Origin of the sequence: Sphingomonas melonis DAPP-PG 224 (assembly GCF_000379045.1) — a bacterium.
Classification (GTDB): domain Bacteria; phylum Pseudomonadota; class Alphaproteobacteria; order Sphingomonadales; family Sphingomonadaceae; genus Sphingomonas; species Sphingomonas aquatilis.
The window spans coordinates 2,139,997-2,160,281 of the sequence record NZ_KB900605.1 but is presented as its reverse complement, the minus strand read 5'-3'; the positions used below and the strand labels follow the sequence as shown (position 1 = coordinate 2,160,281).

At 67.2% G+C, this 20,285-nt stretch carries 21 protein-coding genes and 2 tRNA genes; 11 read left to right on the top strand and 12 right to left on the bottom strand.

The genetic code is table 11. The features are described from left to right. Positions 1-42: 42 nt before the first annotated feature. Genes thiE through relB form a run of 4 tightly spaced genes read right to left on the bottom strand, consistent with a single transcriptional unit; the run spans position 43 to position 2,281 of the window. Positions 43-726 (bottom strand): thiamine phosphate synthase, encoded by a 684-nt coding sequence (gene thiE / locus SPHME3_RS0110600; RefSeq protein WP_017979189.1) that lies wholly within the window; start codon positions 724-726, stop codon positions 43-45. Between the two features lie 55 nt (positions 727-781). Continuing rightward, a complete protein-coding gene (locus SPHME3_RS0110595; protein WP_017979190.1) occupies positions 782-1,702 on the bottom strand; it encodes a class I fructose-bisphosphate aldolase in 921 nt (306 codons plus the stop codon). A gap of 37 nt (positions 1,703-1,739) precedes the next feature. Continuing rightward, the gene (locus tag SPHME3_RS0110590; protein ID WP_226341799.1) at positions 1,740-2,066 is read right to left on the bottom strand and encodes a type II toxin-antitoxin system PemK/MazF family toxin; all 327 of its coding nucleotides are present in this window, start codon (positions 2,064-2,066) and stop codon (positions 1,740-1,742) included. Next, positions 2,057-2,281, bottom strand: a complete 225-nt coding sequence (relB, locus tag SPHME3_RS0110585) for a type II toxin-antitoxin system RelB family antitoxin (protein ID WP_029720425.1) — start codon at positions 2,279-2,281, stop codon at positions 2,057-2,059. Before relB ends, SPHME3_RS0110590 begins: the two co-directional genes overlap by 10 nt. A 116-nt stretch (positions 2,282-2,397) precedes the next feature. Between relB and SPHME3_RS0110580 the strand changes: the two genes are divergently transcribed. Further along, positions 2,398-2,913, top strand: coding sequence for a TlpA family protein disulfide reductase (locus SPHME3_RS0110580; RefSeq protein WP_017979193.1), 516 nt, complete (start codon positions 2,398-2,400; stop codon positions 2,911-2,913). Positions 2,914-2,932: 19 nt separating this feature from the next. Here SPHME3_RS0110580 and SPHME3_RS0110575 read toward each other — a convergent pair whose 3' ends face one another. The 3 genes from SPHME3_RS0110575 to gap all read right to left on the bottom strand — a co-directional run bounded on the left by SPHME3_RS0110575 (position 2,933) and on the right by gap (position 5,733). Beyond that, a complete protein-coding gene (locus tag SPHME3_RS0110575) occupies positions 2,933-4,123 on the bottom strand; it encodes a phosphoglycerate kinase (protein WP_017979194.1) in 1,191 nt (396 codons plus the stop codon). 18 nt (positions 4,124-4,141) lie between these two features. Then, positions 4,142-4,609, bottom strand: a complete 468-nt coding sequence (locus tag SPHME3_RS0110570; protein WP_017979195.1) for an MOSC domain-containing protein — start codon at positions 4,607-4,609, stop codon at positions 4,142-4,144. 113 nt (positions 4,610-4,722) lie between these two features. Then, positions 4,723-5,733, bottom strand: coding sequence for a type I glyceraldehyde-3-phosphate dehydrogenase (gene gap / locus SPHME3_RS0110565; RefSeq protein ID WP_020486529.1), 1,011 nt, complete (start codon positions 5,731-5,733; stop codon positions 4,723-4,725). A 184-nt stretch (positions 5,734-5,917) separates the two neighbouring features. Between gap and SPHME3_RS0110560 the strand changes: the two genes are divergently transcribed. From SPHME3_RS0110560 to SPHME3_RS0110545, 4 genes are all read left to right on the top strand, one after another. Continuing rightward, positions 5,918-6,124, top strand: coding sequence for a hypothetical protein (locus SPHME3_RS0110560; protein ID WP_017979197.1), 207 nt, complete (start codon positions 5,918-5,920; stop codon positions 6,122-6,124). Continuing rightward, positions 6,124-6,432 (top strand): cell division protein ZapA, encoded by a 309-nt coding sequence (locus SPHME3_RS0110555; protein WP_017979198.1) that lies wholly within the window; start codon positions 6,124-6,126, stop codon positions 6,430-6,432. Before SPHME3_RS0110560 ends, SPHME3_RS0110555 begins: the two co-directional genes overlap by 1 nt. A 241-nt stretch (positions 6,433-6,673) precedes the next feature. Continuing rightward, entirely contained in the window at positions 6,674-7,210 is a 537-nt protein-coding gene (locus tag SPHME3_RS0110550) for a 5-formyltetrahydrofolate cyclo-ligase (protein WP_017979199.1), read from the top strand. After that, positions 7,207-7,413, top strand: coding sequence for a DUF2842 domain-containing protein (locus SPHME3_RS0110545; RefSeq protein WP_017979200.1), 207 nt, complete (start codon positions 7,207-7,209; stop codon positions 7,411-7,413). Before SPHME3_RS0110550 ends, SPHME3_RS0110545 begins: the two co-directional genes overlap by 4 nt. 147 nt (positions 7,414-7,560) lie before the next feature. On the opposite strand, the gene SPHME3_RS0110540 is transcribed toward SPHME3_RS0110545, so the two are convergent. The 4 genes from SPHME3_RS0110540 to SPHME3_RS0110525 form a co-directional block, all read right to left on the bottom strand. Then, positions 7,561-7,637: transfer RNA gene (locus SPHME3_RS0110540), tRNA-Asp, on the bottom strand. A gap of 64 nt (positions 7,638-7,701) precedes the next feature. Further along, a tRNA-Asp gene (locus SPHME3_RS0110535) sits at positions 7,702-7,778 on the bottom strand. A gap of 44 nt (positions 7,779-7,822) precedes the next feature. After that, complete coding sequence (locus SPHME3_RS0110530; RefSeq protein ID WP_017979201.1) at positions 7,823-9,061, bottom strand: AI-2E family transporter; 1,239 nt, start codon at positions 9,059-9,061, stop codon at positions 7,823-7,825. Between the two features lie 52 nt (positions 9,062-9,113). Next, on the bottom strand, positions 9,114-10,877 hold the full coding sequence (locus SPHME3_RS0110525; RefSeq protein ID WP_018250709.1) for a class I adenylate-forming enzyme family protein: 1,764 nt from the start codon (positions 10,875-10,877) through the stop codon (positions 9,114-9,116). Between the two features lie 128 nt (positions 10,878-11,005). Here SPHME3_RS0110525 and SPHME3_RS0110520 point away from each other — a divergent pair, with 128 nt between their 5' ends. The 6 genes from SPHME3_RS0110520 to SPHME3_RS0110495 all read left to right on the top strand — a co-directional run bounded on the left by SPHME3_RS0110520 (position 11,006) and on the right by SPHME3_RS0110495 (position 19,141). Further along, positions 11,006-12,226: a serine hydrolase domain-containing protein gene (locus tag SPHME3_RS0110520; RefSeq protein ID WP_017979203.1), complete on the top strand. Its 1,221-nt coding sequence runs from the start codon at positions 11,006-11,008 to the stop codon at positions 12,224-12,226. 53 nt (positions 12,227-12,279) lie between these two features. Further along, a complete protein-coding gene (locus SPHME3_RS0110515) occupies positions 12,280-14,307 on the top strand; it encodes a 3-hydroxyacyl-CoA dehydrogenase NAD-binding domain-containing protein (protein WP_017979204.1) in 2,028 nt (675 codons plus the stop codon). Positions 14,308-14,458: 151 nt separating this feature from the next. Next, on the top strand, positions 14,459-15,778 hold the full coding sequence (locus SPHME3_RS0110510) for an amidase family protein (RefSeq protein ID WP_017979205.1): 1,320 nt from the start codon (positions 14,459-14,461) through the stop codon (positions 15,776-15,778). After that, positions 15,775-16,965 carry an acyl-CoA dehydrogenase family protein gene (locus SPHME3_RS0110505; protein ID WP_017979206.1) on the top strand — a complete coding sequence of 397 codons (1,191 nt, stop codon included), beginning with the start codon at positions 15,775-15,777 and terminating at the stop codon, positions 16,963-16,965. Before SPHME3_RS0110510 ends, SPHME3_RS0110505 begins: the two co-directional genes overlap by 4 nt. A gap of 140 nt (positions 16,966-17,105) precedes the next feature. Then, entirely contained in the window at positions 17,106-18,233 is a 1,128-nt protein-coding gene (locus tag SPHME3_RS0110500) for an acyl-CoA dehydrogenase family protein (RefSeq protein WP_017979207.1), read from the top strand. Next, on the top strand, positions 18,233-19,141 hold the full coding sequence (locus SPHME3_RS0110495) for an acyl-CoA thioesterase (RefSeq protein ID WP_017979208.1): 909 nt from the start codon (positions 18,233-18,235) through the stop codon (positions 19,139-19,141). The genes SPHME3_RS0110500 and SPHME3_RS0110495 overlap by 1 nt, the downstream gene beginning before the upstream one ends. Here the strand turns inward: SPHME3_RS0110495 and SPHME3_RS0110490 are convergent. Next, on the bottom strand, positions 19,068-20,255 hold the full coding sequence (locus tag SPHME3_RS0110490) for an energy transducer TonB (protein WP_017979209.1): 1,188 nt from the start codon (positions 20,253-20,255) through the stop codon (positions 19,068-19,070). The genes SPHME3_RS0110495 and SPHME3_RS0110490 overlap by 74 nt on opposite strands. Positions 20,256-20,285: the final 30 nt, after the last annotated feature.

Below are 20,285 nucleotides of genomic sequence, written 5' to 3'. Positions count from 1 at the left end.
CCGTCGCCCCGGACGGGTCCCGGGGCGACAGGAGTCAGCGGCTCAGCCGTTCAGCACCTTCGCGAATGCAGCCACGGCGGCGGCCTCGTCGCCGTTCCACACCGCGCCAGACACGGCGAGGAAGTCCGCGCCGGCGGCCACCAGCGGCGCGGCGTTGTCCGGCGTAATGCCGCCGATCGCCACGCTCGGCAGTTCGAACATCGACGCCCACCAGGACAGGATCGACGGCTCCGGCACGTGCTTCACCGCCTTGGTCGCGGTCGGATAGAAGGCACCGAAGGCCACATAGTCGGCACCGCCCTCGCCCGCCTCCATGGCGAGGTGACGGCTGTCGTGGCAGGTTACGCCGATCTGGACATTAGGCCCCAGCGCATCACGCGCTTCCCGCGGATCACCATCGTCCTGACCCAGATGGACGCCGTCGGCGCCCAAGCGCTTGGCAAGCGAGATGCTGTCGTTGACGATGAACGCGACCTCGCGGTCCGCGCACAGGCGCTGAAGCGGTTCCGCCAGCTTCGCTGCGGCGTGCTGGTCGATATCCTTCACGCGGAACTGGAAGGCCGCGACGGGGCCGGCGTCGAGCGCGCGCGCCAGTCGGTCGGCAAATCCACCCGCTACGTCGAGCGGCGAGATCAGATAGAGCTGGCACGGCGGCCGGCGGTCGTCACGGCGGAACTGCGCCGCGAATTCGGGATCGAGGGGGCCAAGCGGATCGTCTTCGGTCATGCCCGCCCCCTACCCCGATTGCCGCCGCGACGAAAGCCGCGGCGGCAGGATCGGCTTACGCCTCGCCCTTGTAGATCGCGACGAGCTTCGCGAGCATCTCCAACGCGTCTTCGCGGCTGCGCTGGAACGTGTTGCGGCCGATGATCGAGCCATTGCCGCCACCCGCCAGGATGTCGCGCGCGTCCTGATAGACCGCATCGGCGCCCTTGGCCGCACCGCCCGAGAAGACGACGATACGGCGACCGGCGAAGCTCGACTGGACGACGTGGCGGACGCGATCCGCCTGGTTCGACCAGTCGGTGCCCTCATACGCCTTCTTGGCTTCCTCCTGCTCGATATGCGCGGACGGCAGCTTCACCTTGATGATGTGCGCGCCGAGCAGCGCCGCCATGTGCGCGGCATAGGCTCCGACGTCGAGCGCCAGTTCGCCGTCCTTGCTGAGCTTGCCGCCGCGCGGATAGCTCCAGATGACGGTCGCGATGCCGACGGCCTTCGCCTCTTCGGACAGTTCGCGAATCTCTTCCATCTGCTCGAAAATCTGATCCGAGCCGGGGTAGATGGTGAAGCCGATCGCCGCGCAGCCGAGGCGCACCGCATCGCCGACGCTCGCCGTCACCGCCTGGTCGATGCTGGTCGCCCAGCTGTTCGAGCTGTTGACCTTCAGGATCGTCGGGATCTGGCCGGCAAAGGTATCGGCACCCGCCTCGAGCGGGCCGAGCGGCGCGGCATAGGCCGAAAGGCCGGCGTCCACTGCCATCTGATAGTGATAATGCGGGTCGTAGGCCGGCGGGTTGACCGCGAACGAGCGCGCCGGGCCATGTTCGAAGCCCTGATCGACGGGCAGGATGATGAGCTTGCCGGTGCCGCCCAGCTTGCCCTGCATCAGGATGCGGGCGAGGTTCGCCTTCACCGCGGGGCTGGTGGCTTCATACTTGTCGAGGATCGCCTTGACGGCGGGCGTGACGTTCGTGGTCATGAGTAGCTCCTTGGGGGCACGTCGTGAAATGGGGTCGTCAGAGCATCAGCCAGCGCCGCAGCGCCTGGTCGATCTGCTCCATGCGGGTGGGGCTGGCATCGCCGATCACGGCGGTGATGCGGTCGCGTGCGACGCTGGTGATCCGGTCGACCTCCACCTCGCATTCGGCGGTCAGGCCATTGTGTTCGCGCGGCGACATGACGACGCGGAACAGCGCCTCGCCTCCGATCACCGAGGTGAGCGGGCAGACGGTGATCGTCGCATGCGTCGCGTTGAACAGGTCGGACTGGACGACGACGCACGGCCGCGCCGGCGCGCCGTCGGGTCCATCGACCAACACGATGCCGCCATGCCTTATTTCCACGCGCGCGCATCCTGCCAGAAGATCACATCGTCACTCGATGCGCGCTGCGATGCACGGGTCGACTGGCGGCGGGCCTCGCGGCGATAGGCGTCATCGTGCAGGTCGACGTAGCGACGCACCGCCTCGCGCGCGATGTCGCTTTTGCTGCGACCCTGGGTGCGCGCGACCGCGGCGAGCCGCTCTTCCAATTCGGTGTCGAGTCGCACTCCTAGCATGCCGGCTCCCTGCCTGTTTAACGCGTTTAACCTACGGCGTGGCAGGACCTTGCGCAAGGGGCGAGTGCAGCCTTGACGGCACGCGCCAAAGGACGCTTGATGCAGTTCAAGGGGGAATGATCATGACACCAATCCGGCTGGCGATCGTCGCTGCGCTGTTGACCGCGAGCGGCGCGGGCGCGGCGGCGGACCGTTATGCGTCGCCGCTGGTCGGCAAGCCCGCGCCGGATGCGGAATTGACGCTAATCGATGGCAGCAAGGTACGGCTCGCCGATCTGCGCGGACAGGTGGTGATCCTGAATTTCTGGGCGACGTGGTGCGTGCCCTGCCGCGCGGAGCTGCCGCTGCTGGATGCCTATTATCGCACGCAGCAGAAGCACGGCCTGCGCGTGTTCGCGGTGGCGACCGAGGATTCGGTGCCGGTCTTTCGGATGAAGCCGCTGTTCGCGGCGATGGCGATCACGCCGACGCGGCGGGTAAAGGGCAAATATCCGCTGATCGGCAATGCGGTGCCGACCAATTACGTCATCGATCGTGCGGGGGTCGTCCGCTACGCCAAGGCGGCATCGCTCGACCTCGACGATCTCAATACGATCGTCGTGCCGCTGTTGAAGGAGACGCCGCCGACCTGAGCGGCGTCTCGCATTCGGGTCAGGCGGTGAGCGCGGCGACGCCGGGCAGCGCCTTGCCTTCCATCCATTCGAGGAAGGCGCCACCGGCGGTGGACACGAAGGTGAAGCGATCCGCCACGCCGGCTTGGTTGAGCGCGGCGACGGTATCGCCACCACCAGCCACCGAGACGAGACTGCCGTCCTGCGTCAGCGCCGCGGCGGTGCGCGCCAGGCTGACGGTGGCGACATCGAAGGGCGGCGTCTCGAATGCGCCCATCGGGCCGTTCCACACGAGCGTGCGGCAGTTCTTCAGCACATCGCCCAGCGCCTCGACAGCGCTCGGGCCGACGTCCAGGATCATCTCGTCCGCCGCGACTTCGTGAACGTTGACGGTGCGGACCGGCGGGTTGGCGCGGAATTCCTTCGCCACCACGACGTCATACGGCAGGTGAACGGTGCAATTGGCGCGATCCGCGGCCTCCAGGATTTCCTCCGCGGTGCCGGTCAGGTCATGCTCGCACAGCGACTTGCCGACATCGACACCCCGCGCCGCGAGGAAGGTATTGGCCATGCCACCGCCGATGATCAGGTGATCGACGCGGGTGACAAGGTGCTTGAGCACGTCGAGCTTGGTCGACACCTTGGCGCCACCAACGACGGCGGCAACGGGGTGGTCGGGGTTGCCGAGTGCCTTTTCGAGCGCGTCGAGTTCGGCCTCCATCGCACGACCGGCAAAGGCGGGCAGCACTTTGGCCAGCCCCTCGGTCGAGGCATGGGCGCGGTGCGCTGCCGAAAAGGCATCGTTGACGTAGAGCTCACCCAATTTGGCAAAGCGTGCAACGACTTGCGGATCGTTCTTCTCTTCGCCACCGAAGAAGCGCGTGTTCTCCAGAACCGCGATTTCGCCGGGTTGCAGCGTCGCGACGGCCGCCTCGTCGCCCTCCCAATCGATATAGCGGACCTCGCGTCCCAGCACGGCGGAATACGGGCGGACGATACGGCTGAGCGACATCTCAGGGTTTGGCGTGCCCTTCGGCCGGCCGAAATGGGCCAGGATCAGCACGATCGCACCACGATCGGCGAGTTCGGTGACGGTCGGCAGGGTCGCGCGCAGCCGCGTGTCGTCGGTCACCGCACCGTCCGCCATCGGGACGTTCAGATCCTCGCGCACCAGCACGCGCTTGCCACGAACTTCGCCCATATCGTCGAGCGTCTTGAAGGCCTTAGCCATGATATCGTCCTTCAGATCTTAAGAGAAAGAGACGACCGACACGGGATCGCCGATCGCGATCCGGCCGGGCACCTTCACGCGCGTACAGGCCCCGCCCCGCCAGTCGGGGGTCAGCGCCGCCTTCAGCCCGGTCGCGATCGTCTCCATGCGGCTGCACGGGTCGCATTCGACCGTAATCTCCAGCTCGACCGCGCCGATGCGCAGCCGCGTGCCGGGCACCTGCGGGATATCGAAGCCGTCGACCAGCAGGTTTACGCGCCGTTCCTGCCACGGGATCGTATGTCCGAGGTCCGCCATGGCGGCATCCCAGTCACCGCGCTCCATCAGCGTCACCTGCCGCTTGCCACGCCCGCCGGGCTTCACCGCGCCGCGGAAGTCGCCGTGCAGGCCGCCTTCGACCGTCACGTCGACCGCTTCGATCAGTTCCATCGGCGCCTTCGGAAAGGCGTGCCGGGCGATCCCGACCAGAGTGCCGGCAGTCATCATACCCGCCCCGTCATCGCGAGGACCGCAGCGACGCGGCAATCCGGAGCGTCGTGCGTGACGCTCTGGATCGCTTCGCTCCGCTCGCAATGACGGAATGGGTCATTGGCGATGCCTTAGAGGAACTTCGCCATGGCGGTCGCGGTGTCGACCATGCGGTTCGAGAAGCCCCATTCGTTGTCGTACCAGCTGACGACGCGGACGAGCTTGCCGTCGAGCACCGCGGTTTCCAGGCTGTCGACGGTCGAGGACTGCGGCGAATGCATCAGGTCGATCGAGACGAGCGGTTCGTCCGAATAGACGAGCACGCCCTTCAGCGGGCCGTCTTCCGACGCGGCCTTCAGGATCGCGTTGACCTCGTCCTTCGTCGTGTCGCGCTTCGGCGTGAAGGTCAGGTCGATCAGGCTGACGTCGGGCACCGGCACGCGGATCGCCGAACCGTCCAGCTTGCCCTTCAGCTCGGGCAGCACCTCGCCCACCGCACGGGCCGCGCCGGTGGTGGTCGGAATCATGCTCATCGCCGCGGCGCGGGCGCGACGCAGGTCCGGGTGGATCTGATCGAGGATCTTCTGGTCGTTCGTGTAGGCGTGAACGGTGGTCATCAGGCCGCGTTCGATGCCGACCGTGTCGTTCAGCACCTTGGCGACCGGCGCCAGGCAGTTGGTGGTGCAGGACGCGTTCGACACGATCGTGTGCTCGGCGGTCAGCTTGTCGTGGTTGACGCCGTAGACGACGGTGAGGTCGACGCCCTTCCCCGGGGCCGAGATCAGCACCTTCTTCGCGCCCGCATCGATATGCTTCTGGCACGAGACGTTGTCGGTGAAGAAGCCGGTGCATTCGAGCACCAGATCGACACCCAGTTCCTTGTGCGGAAGGTTGGCGGGGTCGCGCTCGGCGGTGACGCGGATGCGCTTGCCGTCGATGACGAGGTCGTTGCCTTCGGCGGTGACGGTGCCGGGATATTTGCCGTGAACGCTGTCACGGCTGAACAGCCAGGCGTTCGACTTGGCGTCGGCGAGGTCGTTGATCGCGACCAGTTCGAGGTCGCCGGCACCGCGTTCGATGATCGCGCGCGCCACCAGTCGGCCGATGCGGCCGAAGCCGTTGATCGCAACCTTCACCGTCATCTGCTTCACTCCTCGCAATGGGTCGCGGCGCATCGGATTCGGGGCCGCGTTAAACGTGTTAAAGCGGCCCCGCCTTTGCGAGGGGGAACGCCCGTCTGTCAACCGCGGGCGATGCGCGGATCGCGTTTGCGCGAAGCGGTTTGACGACTTGCCGCTGCCCCGGTGCGCGCCTAGGTCAGGAGGTATGGCCGAACCGCTTCCCGACACGCCCCCCGATACGCCGAGCGCCGTCGATCGCATCGACGCGGCGATCGCCCGAATCGAAACCGCGATCGCGGCCCGTGCCGCGGCCGGCGACGCGCTGGCGCGCCGCCATGCGGCGCTGAAGGCGCGCATGGCCGAAGCGGTGAGCGCGCTGGACGACGTGATCGCTCGTGGGACGCCGGCCTGATGGCGAACGTCTCGCTGCCGATCGGCGGTCGTCCGCACACCGTCGCCTGCCGCGACGGTGAGGAAGCCCATCTCGTGGAGCTGGGCAAGATGCTCGACGAGCGCTGGCCGGTGGCCCTGCGCGCCGCGGGCGGCGTACCGGGCGAGCGCGCGATGCTGTTCGTCGCCCTGATGCTCGCCGACGCCCTGGAAGACGTCCGCCAGCGCCCGCCCGAGGGCGCGGCGGTGAGCGAACCGGCATTGCAACGCATCGCCGATCGGCTGGAGGCGCTGGCCGACGCGCTGGAGCACGATCCGACGGCAGGATAAGGCCCCTGCCCCATTGCCAGTGCGCTCCGCCCATCCTAAATTGGTCGGCGGCGGGTTCTGCCCGGTACGAGCCTTACTTTATCCCTGAGGCTATTCATCATCCATGGGGGCTGTCCCTGCCCGGATCCTGGTCCGACGCACATGGTCCCCACCTGACGTTACAGGGCGTCAGTGGATATTTTGGCACACGGCCATGGCGGTCCCGCCACCCGCCCCTCTCCTCTCGTGACCGCGTGGAGCGATGACCGACAAGCTCGCCCTCCGCGCCCGCCTGCGCGCTGTTCGTGACGGCTTCGCGCCGCAGGCACCGATCGGGTTGTCAGCAGCGTTCGTTGCCCGCTTGCGGCCAGGATTGATCGTCGCAAGCTATAGGCCGCTGGGCAGCGAGGCCGATCCGGCGCCGCTGGCCGACGCGGCGCGCGCCGCGGGATGCACGCTGGCCCTGCCGCACGTTACGACGCGGGCCGCGCCGCTTCGCTTCCTGTCGTGGGACCCATCGCATCCGCTGGAACGCGGCGCCTTCGGTCTGCTGCAACCCGTGGCCGATGCGCCCGAGGTGTCGCCCGACATCATCCTGACGCCACTCGTGGGCTTCGACGACGCTGGAAACCGCCTGGGGCAAGGGGCTGGCCATTACGATCGCGCTCTTGCGGCAAATCCCGATGCATGGCGGGTGGGGATTGCATGGTCGGTGCAGCGAGTCGCTGCGCTGCCGGCCGATCCGTGGGATATGCCGCTCCACGCCATCGCCACCGAATCAGACTGGATCGCCTTATGACCCCCACGTGGCGCAAACCCGCTGGCATGCTCATCATCCTGAGCCTGATCGCGATCTGGTGCGTGGGGATCGTCAGCCTGTCGGGCTTCGTCGGCACATGGGCATGGTGGCTGCAGGCACCCTTCTATCTCGTCGCCGGGATCGTCTGGATCCTGCCGCTCAAGCCGCTGCTGCTGTGGATGGAGACCGGGCGCTGGCGGTAACGCAGTCCCCGCGCCCTGCGCGTGTCGAGAAGCACGGTAAGCACGTGTTTGGATAGCGGATGGACGCCGCCCGATCAGCTGACGCGAACCGTGACATATGGGGAAAGGATCGACGCCCTAGGGGCGGATACCACCGGTCCTGACCGGTGGCGCGAGTGACGGGGCTCGAACCCGCGACCTCCGGCGTGACAGGCCGGCGCTCTAACCAACTGAGCTACACCCGCGTGTTCGGCACGCGGCGCAATGCGCTATGCTTGTCTCGGCAAATCATACCATTCCGGGAAGGAATGGCGCGAGTGACGGGGCTCGAACCCGCGACCTCCGGCGTGACAGGCCGGCGCTCTAACCAACTGAGCTACACCCGCTGAAAGCGTTGAGGCGCGCCCACTAAGCGAGGGCGCGGGGGGTGTCAACGACCTTCTTCGCCCTCCCCCTCGCTCCGGCGTCGCCGGGCGCGTTCCTGATGCACCAATGTGCCGTGTTCGAACAGGAATCCGGCGATATCCGGCTTGCCCGCAGCGCCCAGCACGGTCTGGATGATGATCAGCAGCGGCACCGCCAGCACGGCCCCTGTGGTGCCCCATACCCAGCCCCAGAAGCTGATCGACACCAGGATCATCAGCGGGCTGATCGTCAGCCGATGGCCGACGATCAGCGGCGTGATCGCATTCGCCTCCACGAGGTGACAGCCGATCATCACGCCCGGCGGGATCAGCGCCAGCCAGATGTCGGTGAAGGTCATCAACCCCCCGATCGCGAGCAGGAACGCCGCAAGGATCGGCCCGAAATAGGGGATGTAGTTGAGCAGCGCGACGATACCGCCCCACATCAGCGGCGACGGCATGCCGAGGAAATACAATGCGCCCGCGACGATGCCGCCTAGAGTGAGGTTGATCAGCGTGATCGTGCCCAGATAGGCGGACACGTCGTCGACGACGTCCTGTATCACCCGGGCGGTCGCCATCGCGCCGTCAAAGCTGGTGCGCCCGGTGATCGTCTTCTTGCGCAGGCCGGTCCAGCCCGACAGGAAGAAGAAGACGATCAGGATACCGAAGAAGAACTGGACGATCACCGTCGGTGCCGACGTCGCGGCGAGCTCCAGGATCGAGCTGGGCGGCGCGACCGCGGCGGTCTGCGGCTGACGGACCGGTGTCGACGCGATCTGCCGGAACATCTTGTTCACCGATTTTTCGAGCGTCGAATACAGGTCGAGCAACGGCGACAGATTGTGCTGGATGCGCGTGATCCGGCTGGGCAGCAGCTGGAAGAAGTCTGTCGCCGGCACGACGATCGCCGCGATCGCGATATTGGCGATGATCAGGAACACTAGGATGCAGAACAGCGCTGCGATCGCGGATGGAATGCCGCGCCGTTCGAGCCATTCGAGCACCGGCACCAGCGCGATGGCGATCACCAGCGCCGTCGTCAGCGGCAGAAAGAATTCCGCGCCCGATTTGAGCGCGAAGGGCGTACCGAGCGCGAGGCCGATGCCCGCGATCAGCGTGAAGGCGGCGAGCAGACGATCGCGCCGCTGCGCGATGCGGCCGATCTCGCTGCGGGTGCCGGGCATCAGCGGCGCGCCGAGCGCGATCTGCTCCTCGGGCGTGATGGGGGGTGACGGGGGAGCAGGATCGGGATCGTCGGCCATCCCCCTGCTCTAGCGCATTTTCGCGCGCCGCCACCCTTCTGTTTGCACCCGCCTAAGCGGCGGCGGCGGAATGATCCTCGAACAGCGCTTTCAGCTCGCGTTTCAGGATCTTGCCATTGGCGTTGCGCGGCAGCGGCTCGGGCAGGAAGCGGATCGCGACGGGCACCTTGAACGCCGCCAGCCGCTCGCGCACGAACCCCTGCAATTCCGCCTCGGTCGCGGTGCAACCGGGGCACAGGTGGACGATCGCCGCCGGCTCCTCGCCCAGCGTCCGGTGTGGGATGCCGACCAGCGCGGCGTCGGTGACCGAGGGATGGGCGTAGAGCACGTTCTCCACCTCGATCGAATAGATGTTCTCGCCGCCGCGGATCACGATGTCCTTGGCGCGATCGGCGATGAACAGGAAGCCGTCGTCATCGATCCGCGCGAGGTCGCCGGTGCGCACCCAGCCGTCGACGAAGGTCGCGGCCGTTGCTTCGGGCTTGTTCCAATAGCCCTTCACGATCATCGGCCCGCGCGCCCAAAGCTCGCCGATTTCGCCGCGGGGCAGCACGGTGACGCCATCGTCGGCACGGATTTCGATATCCGCCGCGGCGACGGGCGCGCCCGCGCTCGCGGGGCGGTTGAGATAATCCTCGGCGCCATGTTGCGTGACGGTCGCGGTCGTTTCCGTCATGCCCCAGCCATTACCAGGCAGCGCGCCGAATTCCTGATAGATGCGCCGCACCAGCTCGGGCGCCGAGGGTGCACCGCCATAAGCGATCGTTTCCAGCGACGAGAGATCGTATTTCGCACGATCCGGGTGCTCGAGCAGCTGCCAGGCGATCGTCGGCACGCCGCCGGTCATGTTGACGCGCTCGCGCTCGATGATCTCAAGCGCGCGCGCCGTGTCCCAGCGGCGCATGTAGATCGTCGTCGATCCGGTCGCGATCGTCCCCATCATCCCCGCCGAACAGGCGGTGACATGGAACATCGGGATGACGGTGAGGCTGACGCGCGGTGTGGGATCGGGCGGCGTTTCGCCCCGGCGCAGATAGCTTCGGGCCGCGGTGAACCCACTCGACAGGATGTTGGTCATGAAATTGCGATGCGTGCCCAGCGCACCCTTGGGGGCGCCGGTCGTGCCGCTGGTGTAGAAGATGGTCGCCTCGTCATCCGGGGCGATGTCGGCGGGCGGCAGCGGCGTGGCGGGCAGGTTTGGCCAGTCGTGCGGCGTACCGATGATATCTTCGAGCCGCTCCACGCCCTCCGCCAGCGGCGTCGACGCGCGCGCGACGATCACCCGCTCCAACTGCGGCAGGCTGCCATAGACATCGTGCAATCGCGCGTGACGTTCGTCATCGACGATCAGCACGCGCGAACCCGAATCGCGCAGCCCGTAATCCAGCTCGGCACCCGTCCACCAGGCGTTGAGCGGGACCATGATCGCGCCGATCGATACGGCCGCAAAGAAGGCGACGGGCCATTCGGGCAGGTTGCGCATCGCGAGCGCGACGCGATCCCCCTTCCCCACGCCCAGGGCCACCAGATGCGCCGCAAGCGCGGCGACGGCGCGGTAATGCGCCTCATACGACACACGCTCATCCTCGTAGATAACGAACAACCGATCGCCGTGGCCGCGACTCGCCTCGATCAGGAATCGCATCGACGGCGGTGCGTTCTTCCACACTCGAGTCGGCACGCCGCGGATCACGACCTCGTCCATCTCGAACTTCGCGCCGGGCGCGGTCAGCAGCGCATCCACCTGGGCCAGCGGCATCGCCGGCCATGTCGGCGGCAGGGGTACGATCGGCTCGCTTGCGGGCGCGCTGGCCATGTCGGCATCCTCTCCATATCGTCCCGCCCGCGCTTGCGGTTACGGTGTTTCGATGAAAGGTTACTGTTGATTCCGCCGCCGCTCAAGGCAATAGAGCAGATAAGTTCGAAACTGGGGTATGTCACCGCATGGCCGACACCGATGCACGCGCACTGGGCTTCGACCCCGATCGGCTGGCGGCGATCGACGCGTTTCTGAAGGCGCGCTACCTCGACACCGGACGCCTGCCGAACGCGCAGCTGCTGATCGCGCGCGATGGCGAGATCGCCCATTTCTCGCATCAGGGGGCGGCGCGCGAAGGCGGGTCAAATATCGACGAACGTTCGCTCTTCCGCATCGCGTCGATGACCAAGCCGATCACCAGCCTCGCCTTCATGATGCTGGTCGAGGAGGGTAAGGTCGCGGTCGATACGCCTGTCCACCACGTCTTGCCGGAGTTCAAAGGTGTCGGCGTCTATGACGGCGGCGGTGGTGGCGTGCCGTTCGTCACCAAAGCGACTACCGAGCCGATGCGTATGCTCGATCTGCTGCGCCATACGGCCGGGCTGACCTATGGTTTCCAGAATCGGTCGAACATCGACGCCGCGCATCGCGAATCGAAGCTGGAGAGTTGGCACGGCAACCACGACCTCGACGGCTTCGTCGCGGCGCTGGGCAAGCTGCCGTTGGAATTCTCGCCGGGAACGGCGTGGAATTACTCCGTCGCGACCGATGTGCTCGGCGCAGTGGTGCAGCGCGTGTCGGGGATACCGCTCGACCAGTTCTTCGCCACGCGCATCTTCGGCCCGCTGGGCATGCACGACACTTTCTTTGCGGTGCCGGAGGACAAGACCGACCGGCTGACCGACTGCTATACATTGGTCGAGGGCAAGGGACGCGTGATGTACGATCGCGGCGAGGCGAGCGCGTGGAGCCGACAGCCGAAGCTGCTGTCCGGCGGCGGTGGCCTCGTGTCGACCGCGCTCGATTATCACCGCTTCTGCCGGATGTGCGAGAATGGCGGGACGCTGGACGGTGCGCGGATCGTCGGCCGCAAGACGCTCGAGCTGATGACGATGAACCACCTGCCGGGCGGCAAGGACCTTAGCAGCCTGTCGCGGTCGCTTTTCAGCGAGACGCAGAATGCCGGCACCGGCTTCGGCCTGGGCTTTGCCGTGACGCAGGACGTTGCCCGCACGATGATGCCCGGATCGAAGGGCGAATATTATTGGGGCGGGATGTTCTCGACCGCCTTCTTCATCGACCCCGTCGAGCGGCTGCACATGGTGTTCATGACGCAGCTGAGCCCGTCGGGCCTCTACCCGATCCGGCGCGAGCTGAAGACGATGATCTACGCCGCGCTCAATTGACCATTTCACGACCCCGGCGCCGACCGGGGGACGCCTTAGGAAGGACTGACCCGATGACCTCGCCGATCCGCACCGAACGCCACGACGACGTACTCGTCATCATCTCCGACAACCCGCCGGTCAATGCGCTGGGCGCGGCTGTGCGGCAGGGACTGGAGGCCGCGATCAAGGAAGGCGTCGCCGATGCCTCGATCGCGGCGATGGTGATCCGCTGCGATGGCCGTACCTTCTTCGCCGGCGCCGACATCACCGAGTTCGGCAAACCGATGGTCGAGCCGGGCCTGCCCACCGTGGTCGACATGATCGAGGCATCGACCAAGCCGATCGTCGCGGCGATCCACGGCACGGCGCTGGGTGGCGGGTGCGAGGTGGCGCTGGGCTGTCATTATCGCGTCGCTGTGCCCTCGGCAAAGCTCGGCACGCCCGAGGTGAAGCTCGGCCTGCTGCCCGGCGCGGGCGGCACGCAGCGGCTGCCGCGCATCGCCGGTGTCGCGCTGGCGCTGGAGATGACCGCCAAGGGTGATCCGATCAGCGCGAAGAAGGCGCAGGAGGCCGGCCTGATCGACAAGATCGTCGGAGAGGACAGCCTGGAGGCGGATGCGATCGCCTTTGCGAACGAGGTGAAGGCGAAGCGGCCGATCCCGCGTGCGTCGGAGCGGACGGTACAGCCCGACCCGGATGCGGTTGCCGCGTTCGAGAAGGCCAACGGCCGCCGCTTCCGCGGCTTCGATGCGCCCGCCGCCAATATCGCCTGCGTCGTGAAGGCGACCGAGACGTCGTTCGTGGACGGCATCGCCTTCGAACGGCAGGAATTCATGAAGCTGATGATGGGCAACCAGTCCGCCGCGCAGCGCCACATCTTCTTCGCCGAACGCCAGGCGGCCAAGATCGACGACGTTCCCGCCGACACCGTCAAGCGCCCGATCAAGCGCGTCGGCGTGATCGGCGCCGGCACGATGGGTGGCGGCATCGCGATGAACTTCCTGTCGGCGGGCATCCCGGTGACGATCGTCGAGATGGCGCAGGAGGCGCTCGATCGCGGCACCGGCGTGATCCGCAAGAATTACGAGGCGACCGCCGCCAAGGGCCGGATGAAGCCCGAACAGGTCGAAGCGGCGATGGGCGCGCTGACCCCGACGCTCGACTTCGACGCGCTGGGCGACTGCGACCTCATCATCGAGGCGGTGTATGAGAATATGGACGTTAAGAAGGAGATCTTCACGCGGCTCGACGGGCTGGCCAAGCCCGGCGCGATCCTGGCCAGCAACACCTCCTACCTCGACATTGACGAAATTGCCGCCGTCACCAAGCGGCCGCAGGATGTCGTCGGCATGCACTTCTTCTCGCCGGCCAACGTCATGAAGCTGCTGGAAGTGGTGCGCGGCGCGAAGACGGCGCCGGACGTGCTGGCGACGGTCATGGACCTTGCCAAGAAGATCAAGAAGGTCGCCGTGGTGGCGGGCGTTACCTATGGTTTCATCGGCAACCGCATGCTGATGCCGCGGCAGGTGGAGGCGAACAAGCTGCTGCTGGAAGGCGCGACGCCGGAACAGATCGACCGTGTCCACGTCGCCTTCGGCATGCCGATGGGGCCGTTCCAGATGGCCGACCTCGCCGGCGTCGACATCGGCTGGCATCGCGACCCGAACCGTATCGAGAACGTCCGCGACGCGCTCGCTGCCGAAGGGCGCTGGGGGCAGAAGAAACAGGCGGGCTTCTACGATTACGACGAGAAGCGGAACCCCACCCCCAGCCCCCGTGTCGCCGAGATCATCCAGGAATGGCGCGACAAGACCGGCACGCCGCAACATGAGGTGACCGACGAGGAGATCGTCGAGCGGACGCTATACACGATGGTCAACGAAGGCGCGCTGATCCTGGAGGAGGGCAAGGCGCAGCGCGCGAGCGACGTCGATGTGGTGTGGATCTACGGCTACGGCTGGCCGGTCTATCGCGGCGGCCCCATGTTCTGGGCGCAGAGCGAGGGGCTGGGCAAGATCGTGGCGGGGCTGGAGAAGCACGGTTTCACCGCGGCGAAGAGCCTGAATGATGCCGCGGCCAGCGGTGGGCGGTTGAAGTGAGGGCGATCCGAATTCCTCCCCCGCCAGGGGGAGGTGGCATCGCGTCAGCGCTGACGGAGGGGGCGGGCAGCGACGCACCGTCGAGGGGGCACCGTGTCCGCCCCCTCCGACGCGCTGCGTGCGCCACCTCCCCCTGGCGGGGGAGGAATCAATGACCCCGCCCTCCGCCCTCGCCACCGCCGCGGCCGTCCGTGCGGGGGACACGACCGCGCTTGCCGAAACCGAAGCCGCGATCGCGCGGATCGAGGCGGCGAATCCCGACCTCAACGCGGTGGTGGTGAAAGACTATGACCGCGCCCGCGATGCGGCCCGCGCGCTCGATGCACGGATCGCCGAGGGGTTCGACGCGCCGCTGCTCGGCGTGCCGATGACGATCAAGGAAAGCTTCAACGTCGCCGGCCTGCCGACGACGTTCGGCGTCGAGCAGTTCCGCGATTTCGTCGCTGCGGAGGATGCGGTCGCGGTGCGGCGGCTGAAGGCCGCGGGCGCGATCATGCTCGGCAAGACCAACGTGCCGCCGCGGCTCGCGGATATTCAGTCGAACAACCCGATCTACGGCCGCACGCGCAATGCGTTCGATCCGGCTCGCGTGGCGGGTGGGTCGTCGGGCGGATCGGCGGTCGCGCTGGCGAGTGGCATGGTTGCGCTCGAGTTCGGGTCCGACATCGGCGGCTCGATCCGCGTGCCCGCGGCGTTCAATGGCGTCTGGGGGCACAAGCCGACCTATGGCGTGCTGCCGACCGACGGGCATTTCTTTCCCGGCACCGATTTTGCCAAGTCGGTCCTGTCGGTGATCGGGCCCCTGGCGCGCGATGCCGACGATCTGGAGACGGCGCTGCAGATCGTCGCCGACCACCCCCTCGCGCCCGCCAAGCGCCATGGCGAGCAGTGGCGCATCCTGCTGTTGATCGATGCGCCCAAGGCGAAGGTGCAGCGCGCGATCCGGGATGCGATCGACGATCTTGCCGAGCGCTTCCGCGCGCAAGGTGCGACGGTCGATACGGCGAGCGACCTGCTGCCCGACCTCGAGCGGCAGAACGCCGCCTATGAACAGATGCTCAACATCGCGATGTCGGTGCGCGGACCGCAACCGCCGGGGCATGAGCCACCGACACTGGCGGCCTGGCTGCACCTGCATGACGAACAGGCACGCATGCAGCGCCAGTGGCGTCGCCTGTTCGAGACGTATGACGTCGTGATCGCGCCGACCGTCGGCATGACCGCATTCCCACACGACGACACCCCCCTGCCCCATCGGCGGCTGGACATCGACGGCGAGGATACGCCGTTCCTGCACCAGTTCGCCTTCCCCGGCCTCGCCACGCTGCCGATGCTGCCCGCGACCAGCGTGCCGATCGGCCGCGATGGCGACGGCCTGCCGATCGGCGTGCAGGTGATCGCCGATGTGTATCAAGACCGCACCGCGCTTGCCGCCGCCCGCGCGGCGCATGCGCTTGCCTGGAGCCAATGATGACCGATCTCGATCAATTCAGAGCCGATACCCGCGCGTGGCTGGAGGCGAACTGCCCGCCAGACATGCGGGAGCCGATCCGTGGGGATCAGGACGTGTGCTGGGGTGGGCGCCACTATGATCCCAATGCCAATCCGGCACAGGCGCAATGGCTGAAGGTGATGGGCGAACGGGGTTGGACCGTGCCCGACTGGCCGAAGGAATATGGCGGTGGCGGGCTGTCGCCAGCGGAAACCAAGGTGCTGCGCGAGGAAATGCGCGCGATCCGGGCGCGCAATCCGCTGAACAGCTTCGGCATCTCAATGCTCGGGCCGGCGCTGCTGAAATACGGCAGCGAAGAGCAGAAGCTGGACCATCTGCCGAAGATCGCGCGCGGCGAAATCCGCTGGTGCCAAGGCTATTCGGAACCCAATGCCGGGTCCGACCTCGCCGGCCTCGCGACCAGCGCCGAGGACGCGGGCGATCATTATATCGTCAACGGGCAAAAGGTGTGGACGAGCTACGCCGACAAGGCCGACTGGATCTTCTGCCTCGTGCGCACCAGCAAGGCGTCGAAGCAGGGCGGCATCAGCTTCGTGCTGTTCGACATGGAGAGCCCGGGCGTCTCGACCAAGCCGATCCTGCTGATCAGCGGCTATTCGCCCTTCTGCGAAACCTTCATGGACAATGTGAAGGTGCCCAAGGCGAACCGCATCCACGAGGAAAACAAGGGCTGGGACGTCGCCAAATATTTGCTCGGCCATGAGCGCGAGATGATCTCCGGCATGGGCTTGGGCGGTCAGGGCGAAAGCCCGCTGGTGGCGGGTGCGATTGCGACGATCGGGCTGGACCATGACGGCCGCCTCGCCGACCCGGTGCTGCGCACGCAGATCGCGCTGTTCGAGGTGCGGGCCAAGGCGTTCGCGGCGATGAGCGAGCGCTTCATCGACGAGTTGAAGGCGGGCCGCGCGCACCCGGCTCAGCCTAGCATGATGAAATATGTCGGCACCGAGCTGAACAAGGATCGCCACGAACTGATGATGGCAGCGGGGGGCTCCGACGCGCTGGAATGGGAGAGCGAGCGGTCGAATACCGGCGCCGCCCCGCGCGCGTGGTTGCGCACCAAGGCCAATTCGATCGAGGGCGGGACCAGCGAAATCCAGCTCAACATCATCGCCAAGCGCATCCTGGAACTGCCGGGGGCGTGAGCAACATGTCCCTCTCCCACCGGGAGAGGGAAGGAGCCGTACGCAGCACGGCGGAAGGGTGAGGGTCGGAAGCAAGCGTAAACGCTCCCCCACCCTCACCCAACCCTCTCCCACAGGGAGATGGCTTTGGAGAGATCGAAATGCCCCTCTACCTCAATGACGAACAGACGATGCTGCGCGATACGGCGAAGGACTTCGTCGCCGAACATGCGCCCGTCAGCCACCTGCGCGCGCTTCGCGACGCGAACGACCCCACCGGCTTTTCGCGCGACCTGTGGAAGCAGTTTGCCGAAATGGGCCTGAACGGCGTGCTGGTGCCCGAGGCGCAGGGCGGCCTGGGCCTGGGCCATGTCGAAGCGGGCGTGGTGCTGGAAGAGATCGGGCGCAACCTGTCCCCCTCCCCCTTCCTCGCCACCGCGGTCGCGGCGGTCGAGGCGCTGAAGGGCAGCGCGCAGGCGGACCGCTGGTTCCCCGGCATCGTCTCGGGCGACACGATCGCCGCGCTGGCGATCGACGAAGGCCCCAAGCATCGCGACCGGATCGCGATGACCGCCGAACGCGCCGGCAACGGCTTTCGACTTAACGGTGCCAAGCAGTTCGTCACGCATGGCCATGTCGCCGACCTGCTGATCGTCGCCGCGCGCACCGCCGGGTCGGCGGCGGACGCGGACGGCGTGACGCTGTTCGCGGTGCCGCGCGATGCCGCGGGTCTCGGGGCGTCGCCGGAGCGACTGGCCGATTCGAGCCTCGCCGCGCGGATGACGTTCGATGGCGTGACGGTCGATGCCGATGCAGTGATCGGCGAGGTCGATGGCGGACGCGGCGGGCTCGACCGGCTGCTGCGGGCCGGCCGGACGGGTGCGTCGGCCGAGATGCTGGGCGTCGCCGGCGGCGCGATGGATATGACCGTCGGTTATCTGAAGGAACGCAAGCAGTTCGGCACGCTGATCGGCAGCTTCCAGGCGCTGCAGCATCGCGCCGCCCACCTCTATAGCGAACTGGAGGTCGCACGCGCCGCGGTGCTGAAGGCACAGCAACTGCTTGACGCCGGATCGGATGAGGCGGACGAGGCGGTGTCGGTCGCCAAGGCGATGACCGGCATGGCGACGACGCTCAGCGTTCAGGAAGGCGTTCAGATGCATGGCGGCATCGGCATGACCGACGAATATGACATCGGCTTCTTTATGAAGCGCGCCCGGGTGCTTACCGAAATGTTCGGCGACACCGGCTTCCACGCCGACCGGCTGGCGCGCGCGGCAGGCTATTGATGGGCGACGAGGCCGTAGTCGAGCATCGCGAGCGCACGCCCGAAGAGCTGGCGGCGATGCTCGTCACGCTGCTCGACGTCGAGACGCTCGATACCGATCTGTATCGCGGCCCCCGCCAGCCCGGCGGCCGCGGTCGGGTGTTCGGCGGGCAGGTGATCGCGCAGGCGTTGCAGGCGGCGCAGCGATCGGTCGAGGGCAAAGACTCGCATTCGCTCCACGCCTATTTCATGCGACCGGGCGACGAGAATTTCCCGATCGTGTACCAGGTGACGCGCGACTTCGACGGCAAGAGCTTCGCGACGCGCCGGGTGGTGGCGATGCAGCAGGGCCAGCCGATCCTGACGATGACCGCCTCGTTCCAGGCGCCCGAGGACGGCCTGCACCACCAGGACACGATGCCCGAGGTGCCGGCACCCGAAACGCTGAAGTCGGAGCGCGAGCTGCGCCTCGCCGTCGCGGATAAGGTGCCGGAGAAGTTCCGGGATTTCTTCACGCGGCGGCAGAATGCGATCGAGATGCGGCCGCTGTACCCGCGCAGCTGGTTCCTGCCGGAGAAGCGCGCGCCGAACAACGCCGCCTGGTTCCGCACCGCCGCGCGGATCGGCGACGATCCGGCACTGCATCGCGCGGCCCTCGCCTATGCCTCCGATATGGCGTTGATGGCGACGAGCATGATGCCGCACGGCGTCAACTGGCTGATGCCCGAAATGCAGACCGCCAGCCTGGACCATGCTTTGTGGATCCACGAGCCGTTCCGCGCGGACGACTGGCTGCTCTACGTCACCGACAGCCCCTGGGCGGGCCATGCGCGCGGCATGAACCGTGGTAGCATCTTCACGCAGGACGGTCGGCTGGTGGCGAGCGTCGCGCAGGAGGGGTTGATCCGGAAGCGGGCTCCGCGCGGCTGATCGGCGTCAGCGTGACGACGGGCGGCGGCGCGGCTTTCGGCGGCTGGCCCGGCTTGCGGATCACGTAGCGCACGCGTTCGATGCAGCCGACATAGCCCGGGCCGGGCTTGAACGTCGCGCTGCGCAGCATGTTTTCGGCGGCAGTACCGAAATCGGCCGTCGGTTCGGCGGCCTGCGCATGGACGTTGCCGATCGCGCCCCAGGGCGCGACGTCGAACGTCACCATCGCCCAGCCTTCGATGCTGCGCGCATTGTAGTTGGTCGGATAGACGAGCTGCGGTTGCCGGTCCCAGACATGTTCGCGCGGGCAGGTTGTCGCGGCAGGGCGCCAGGCATCTTCTTCGGGCGCAGGCGGCGCGGGCAGCAGGGTCGGCGCCTTGAAATAGCCGAAGGTGCAGGCCTTGTGGGCGCCCTTCTCGAAGCGCGAGCGCGCCACCGCCTCACGCCCCGCCCGGTCGAGCGGCGCCGTGCCGCTGCTGTCGAGCGTGCGGATCGCCTTGGGCTTGCCATCGCCCGACACATCGAAGCCGATCAGCGTCCAGCTGACATAGCCCGGCTGATCGGGCAACGCCTTGAAATCCGGGAAGGCACGCAGCAGCGCCTGCGGGGCAGGATCGCCGCAATCGCCGCCGGCATGGATGCGATCCCAAATGCTGCGCGGCGGCGTGGTCCGCGGGGTCATGAAGGTCGCGATGACATCGTGTAGCGGCGCTCCAGCGACCGAGCTGACATCGGGTGTGAAGGTGACGACGCACCCCTTTCGCGCAGCACCCGCGGCGAAGCGGGTCGCGGCGAGCGCCGGGGCGATATCGTCGCCGTCCTGCAGATAGGCGCTGCCGCGGCGCACAATGGTCAGCGGCCGACCGCTGGCATCGATCCGGAAATCGAACGTCGCGGAGGCGCGGCCGTTGCCGGTCCAATAGAGGACCGTGCGGCGCGGTTCGGCGGCCATCACCGGCGGCTGGCTGCCCCCGTCGCGGCACAGCACCGGGCTCATCGTCCAGTGGAGCAGCCATTGCCCCGACTCCGGCGCGCGCGGGACGGACGACACCGAAATGATCGGCGGGGGAGCGGCCTGCGGGGCGGCGATAGCGGCGGCGAGGATCAGCAGCATGGCCGCATCCTGCGCGCACCGCGTGACGGC

What these genes read in the sequence shown, in the direction of transcription:
- SPHME3_RS0110510 (WP_017979205.1), top strand. Translation starts at nt 14,459, where the DNA reads ATGACCCCGCCCTCCGCCCTCGCCACCGCCGCGGCCGTCCGTGCGGGG.
- SPHME3_RS0110570 (WP_017979195.1), bottom strand. Translation starts at nt 4,609, where the DNA reads ATGATGACTGCCGGCACTCTGGTCGGGATCGCCCGGCACGCCTTTCCG.
- SPHME3_RS0110495 (WP_017979208.1), top strand. Translation starts at nt 18,233, where the DNA reads ATGGGCGACGAGGCCGTAGTCGAGCATCGCGAGCGCACGCCCGAAGAG.
- SPHME3_RS0110500 (WP_017979207.1), top strand. Translation starts at nt 17,106, where the DNA reads ATGCCCCTCTACCTCAATGACGAACAGACGATGCTGCGCGATACGGCG.
- SPHME3_RS0110525 (WP_018250709.1), bottom strand. Translation starts at nt 10,877, where the DNA reads ATGGCCAGCGCGCCCGCAAGCGAGCCGATCGTACCCCTGCCGCCGACA.
- SPHME3_RS0110520 (WP_017979203.1), top strand. Translation starts at nt 11,006, where the DNA reads ATGGCCGACACCGATGCACGCGCACTGGGCTTCGACCCCGATCGGCTG.
- thiE (WP_017979189.1), bottom strand. Translation starts at nt 726, where the DNA reads ATGACCGAAGACGATCCGCTTGGCCCCCTCGATCCCGAATTCGCGGCG.
- SPHME3_RS0110490 (WP_017979209.1), bottom strand. Translation starts at nt 20,255, where the DNA reads ATGCTGCTGATCCTCGCCGCCGCTATCGCCGCCCCGCAGGCCGCTCCC.
- SPHME3_RS0110575 (WP_017979194.1), bottom strand. Translation starts at nt 4,123, where the DNA reads ATGGCTAAGGCCTTCAAGACGCTCGACGATATGGGCGAAGTTCGTGGC.
- gap (WP_020486529.1), bottom strand. Translation starts at nt 5,733, where the DNA reads ATGACGGTGAAGGTTGCGATCAACGGCTTCGGCCGCATCGGCCGACTG.
- SPHME3_RS0110545 (WP_017979200.1), top strand. Translation starts at nt 7,207, where the DNA reads ATGACCCCCACGTGGCGCAAACCCGCTGGCATGCTCATCATCCTGAGC.
- SPHME3_RS0110560 (WP_017979197.1), top strand. Translation starts at nt 5,918, where the DNA reads ATGGCCGAACCGCTTCCCGACACGCCCCCCGATACGCCGAGCGCCGTC.
- SPHME3_RS0110515 (WP_017979204.1), top strand. Translation starts at nt 12,280, where the DNA reads ATGACCTCGCCGATCCGCACCGAACGCCACGACGACGTACTCGTCATC.
- SPHME3_RS0110555 (WP_017979198.1), top strand. Translation starts at nt 6,124, where the DNA reads ATGGCGAACGTCTCGCTGCCGATCGGCGGTCGTCCGCACACCGTCGCC.
- SPHME3_RS0110505 (WP_017979206.1), top strand. Translation starts at nt 15,775, where the DNA reads ATGATGACCGATCTCGATCAATTCAGAGCCGATACCCGCGCGTGGCTG.
- relB (WP_029720425.1), bottom strand. Translation starts at nt 2,281, where the DNA reads ATGCTAGGAGTGCGACTCGACACCGAATTGGAAGAGCGGCTCGCCGCG.
- SPHME3_RS0110550 (WP_017979199.1), top strand. Translation starts at nt 6,674, where the DNA reads ATGACCGACAAGCTCGCCCTCCGCGCCCGCCTGCGCGCTGTTCGTGAC.
- SPHME3_RS0110580 (WP_017979193.1), top strand. Translation starts at nt 2,398, where the DNA reads ATGATCATGACACCAATCCGGCTGGCGATCGTCGCTGCGCTGTTGACC.
- SPHME3_RS0110530 (WP_017979201.1), bottom strand. Translation starts at nt 9,061, where the DNA reads ATGGCCGACGATCCCGATCCTGCTCCCCCGTCACCCCCCATCACGCCC.
- SPHME3_RS0110595 (WP_017979190.1), bottom strand. Translation starts at nt 1,702, where the DNA reads ATGACCACGAACGTCACGCCCGCCGTCAAGGCGATCCTCGACAAGTAT.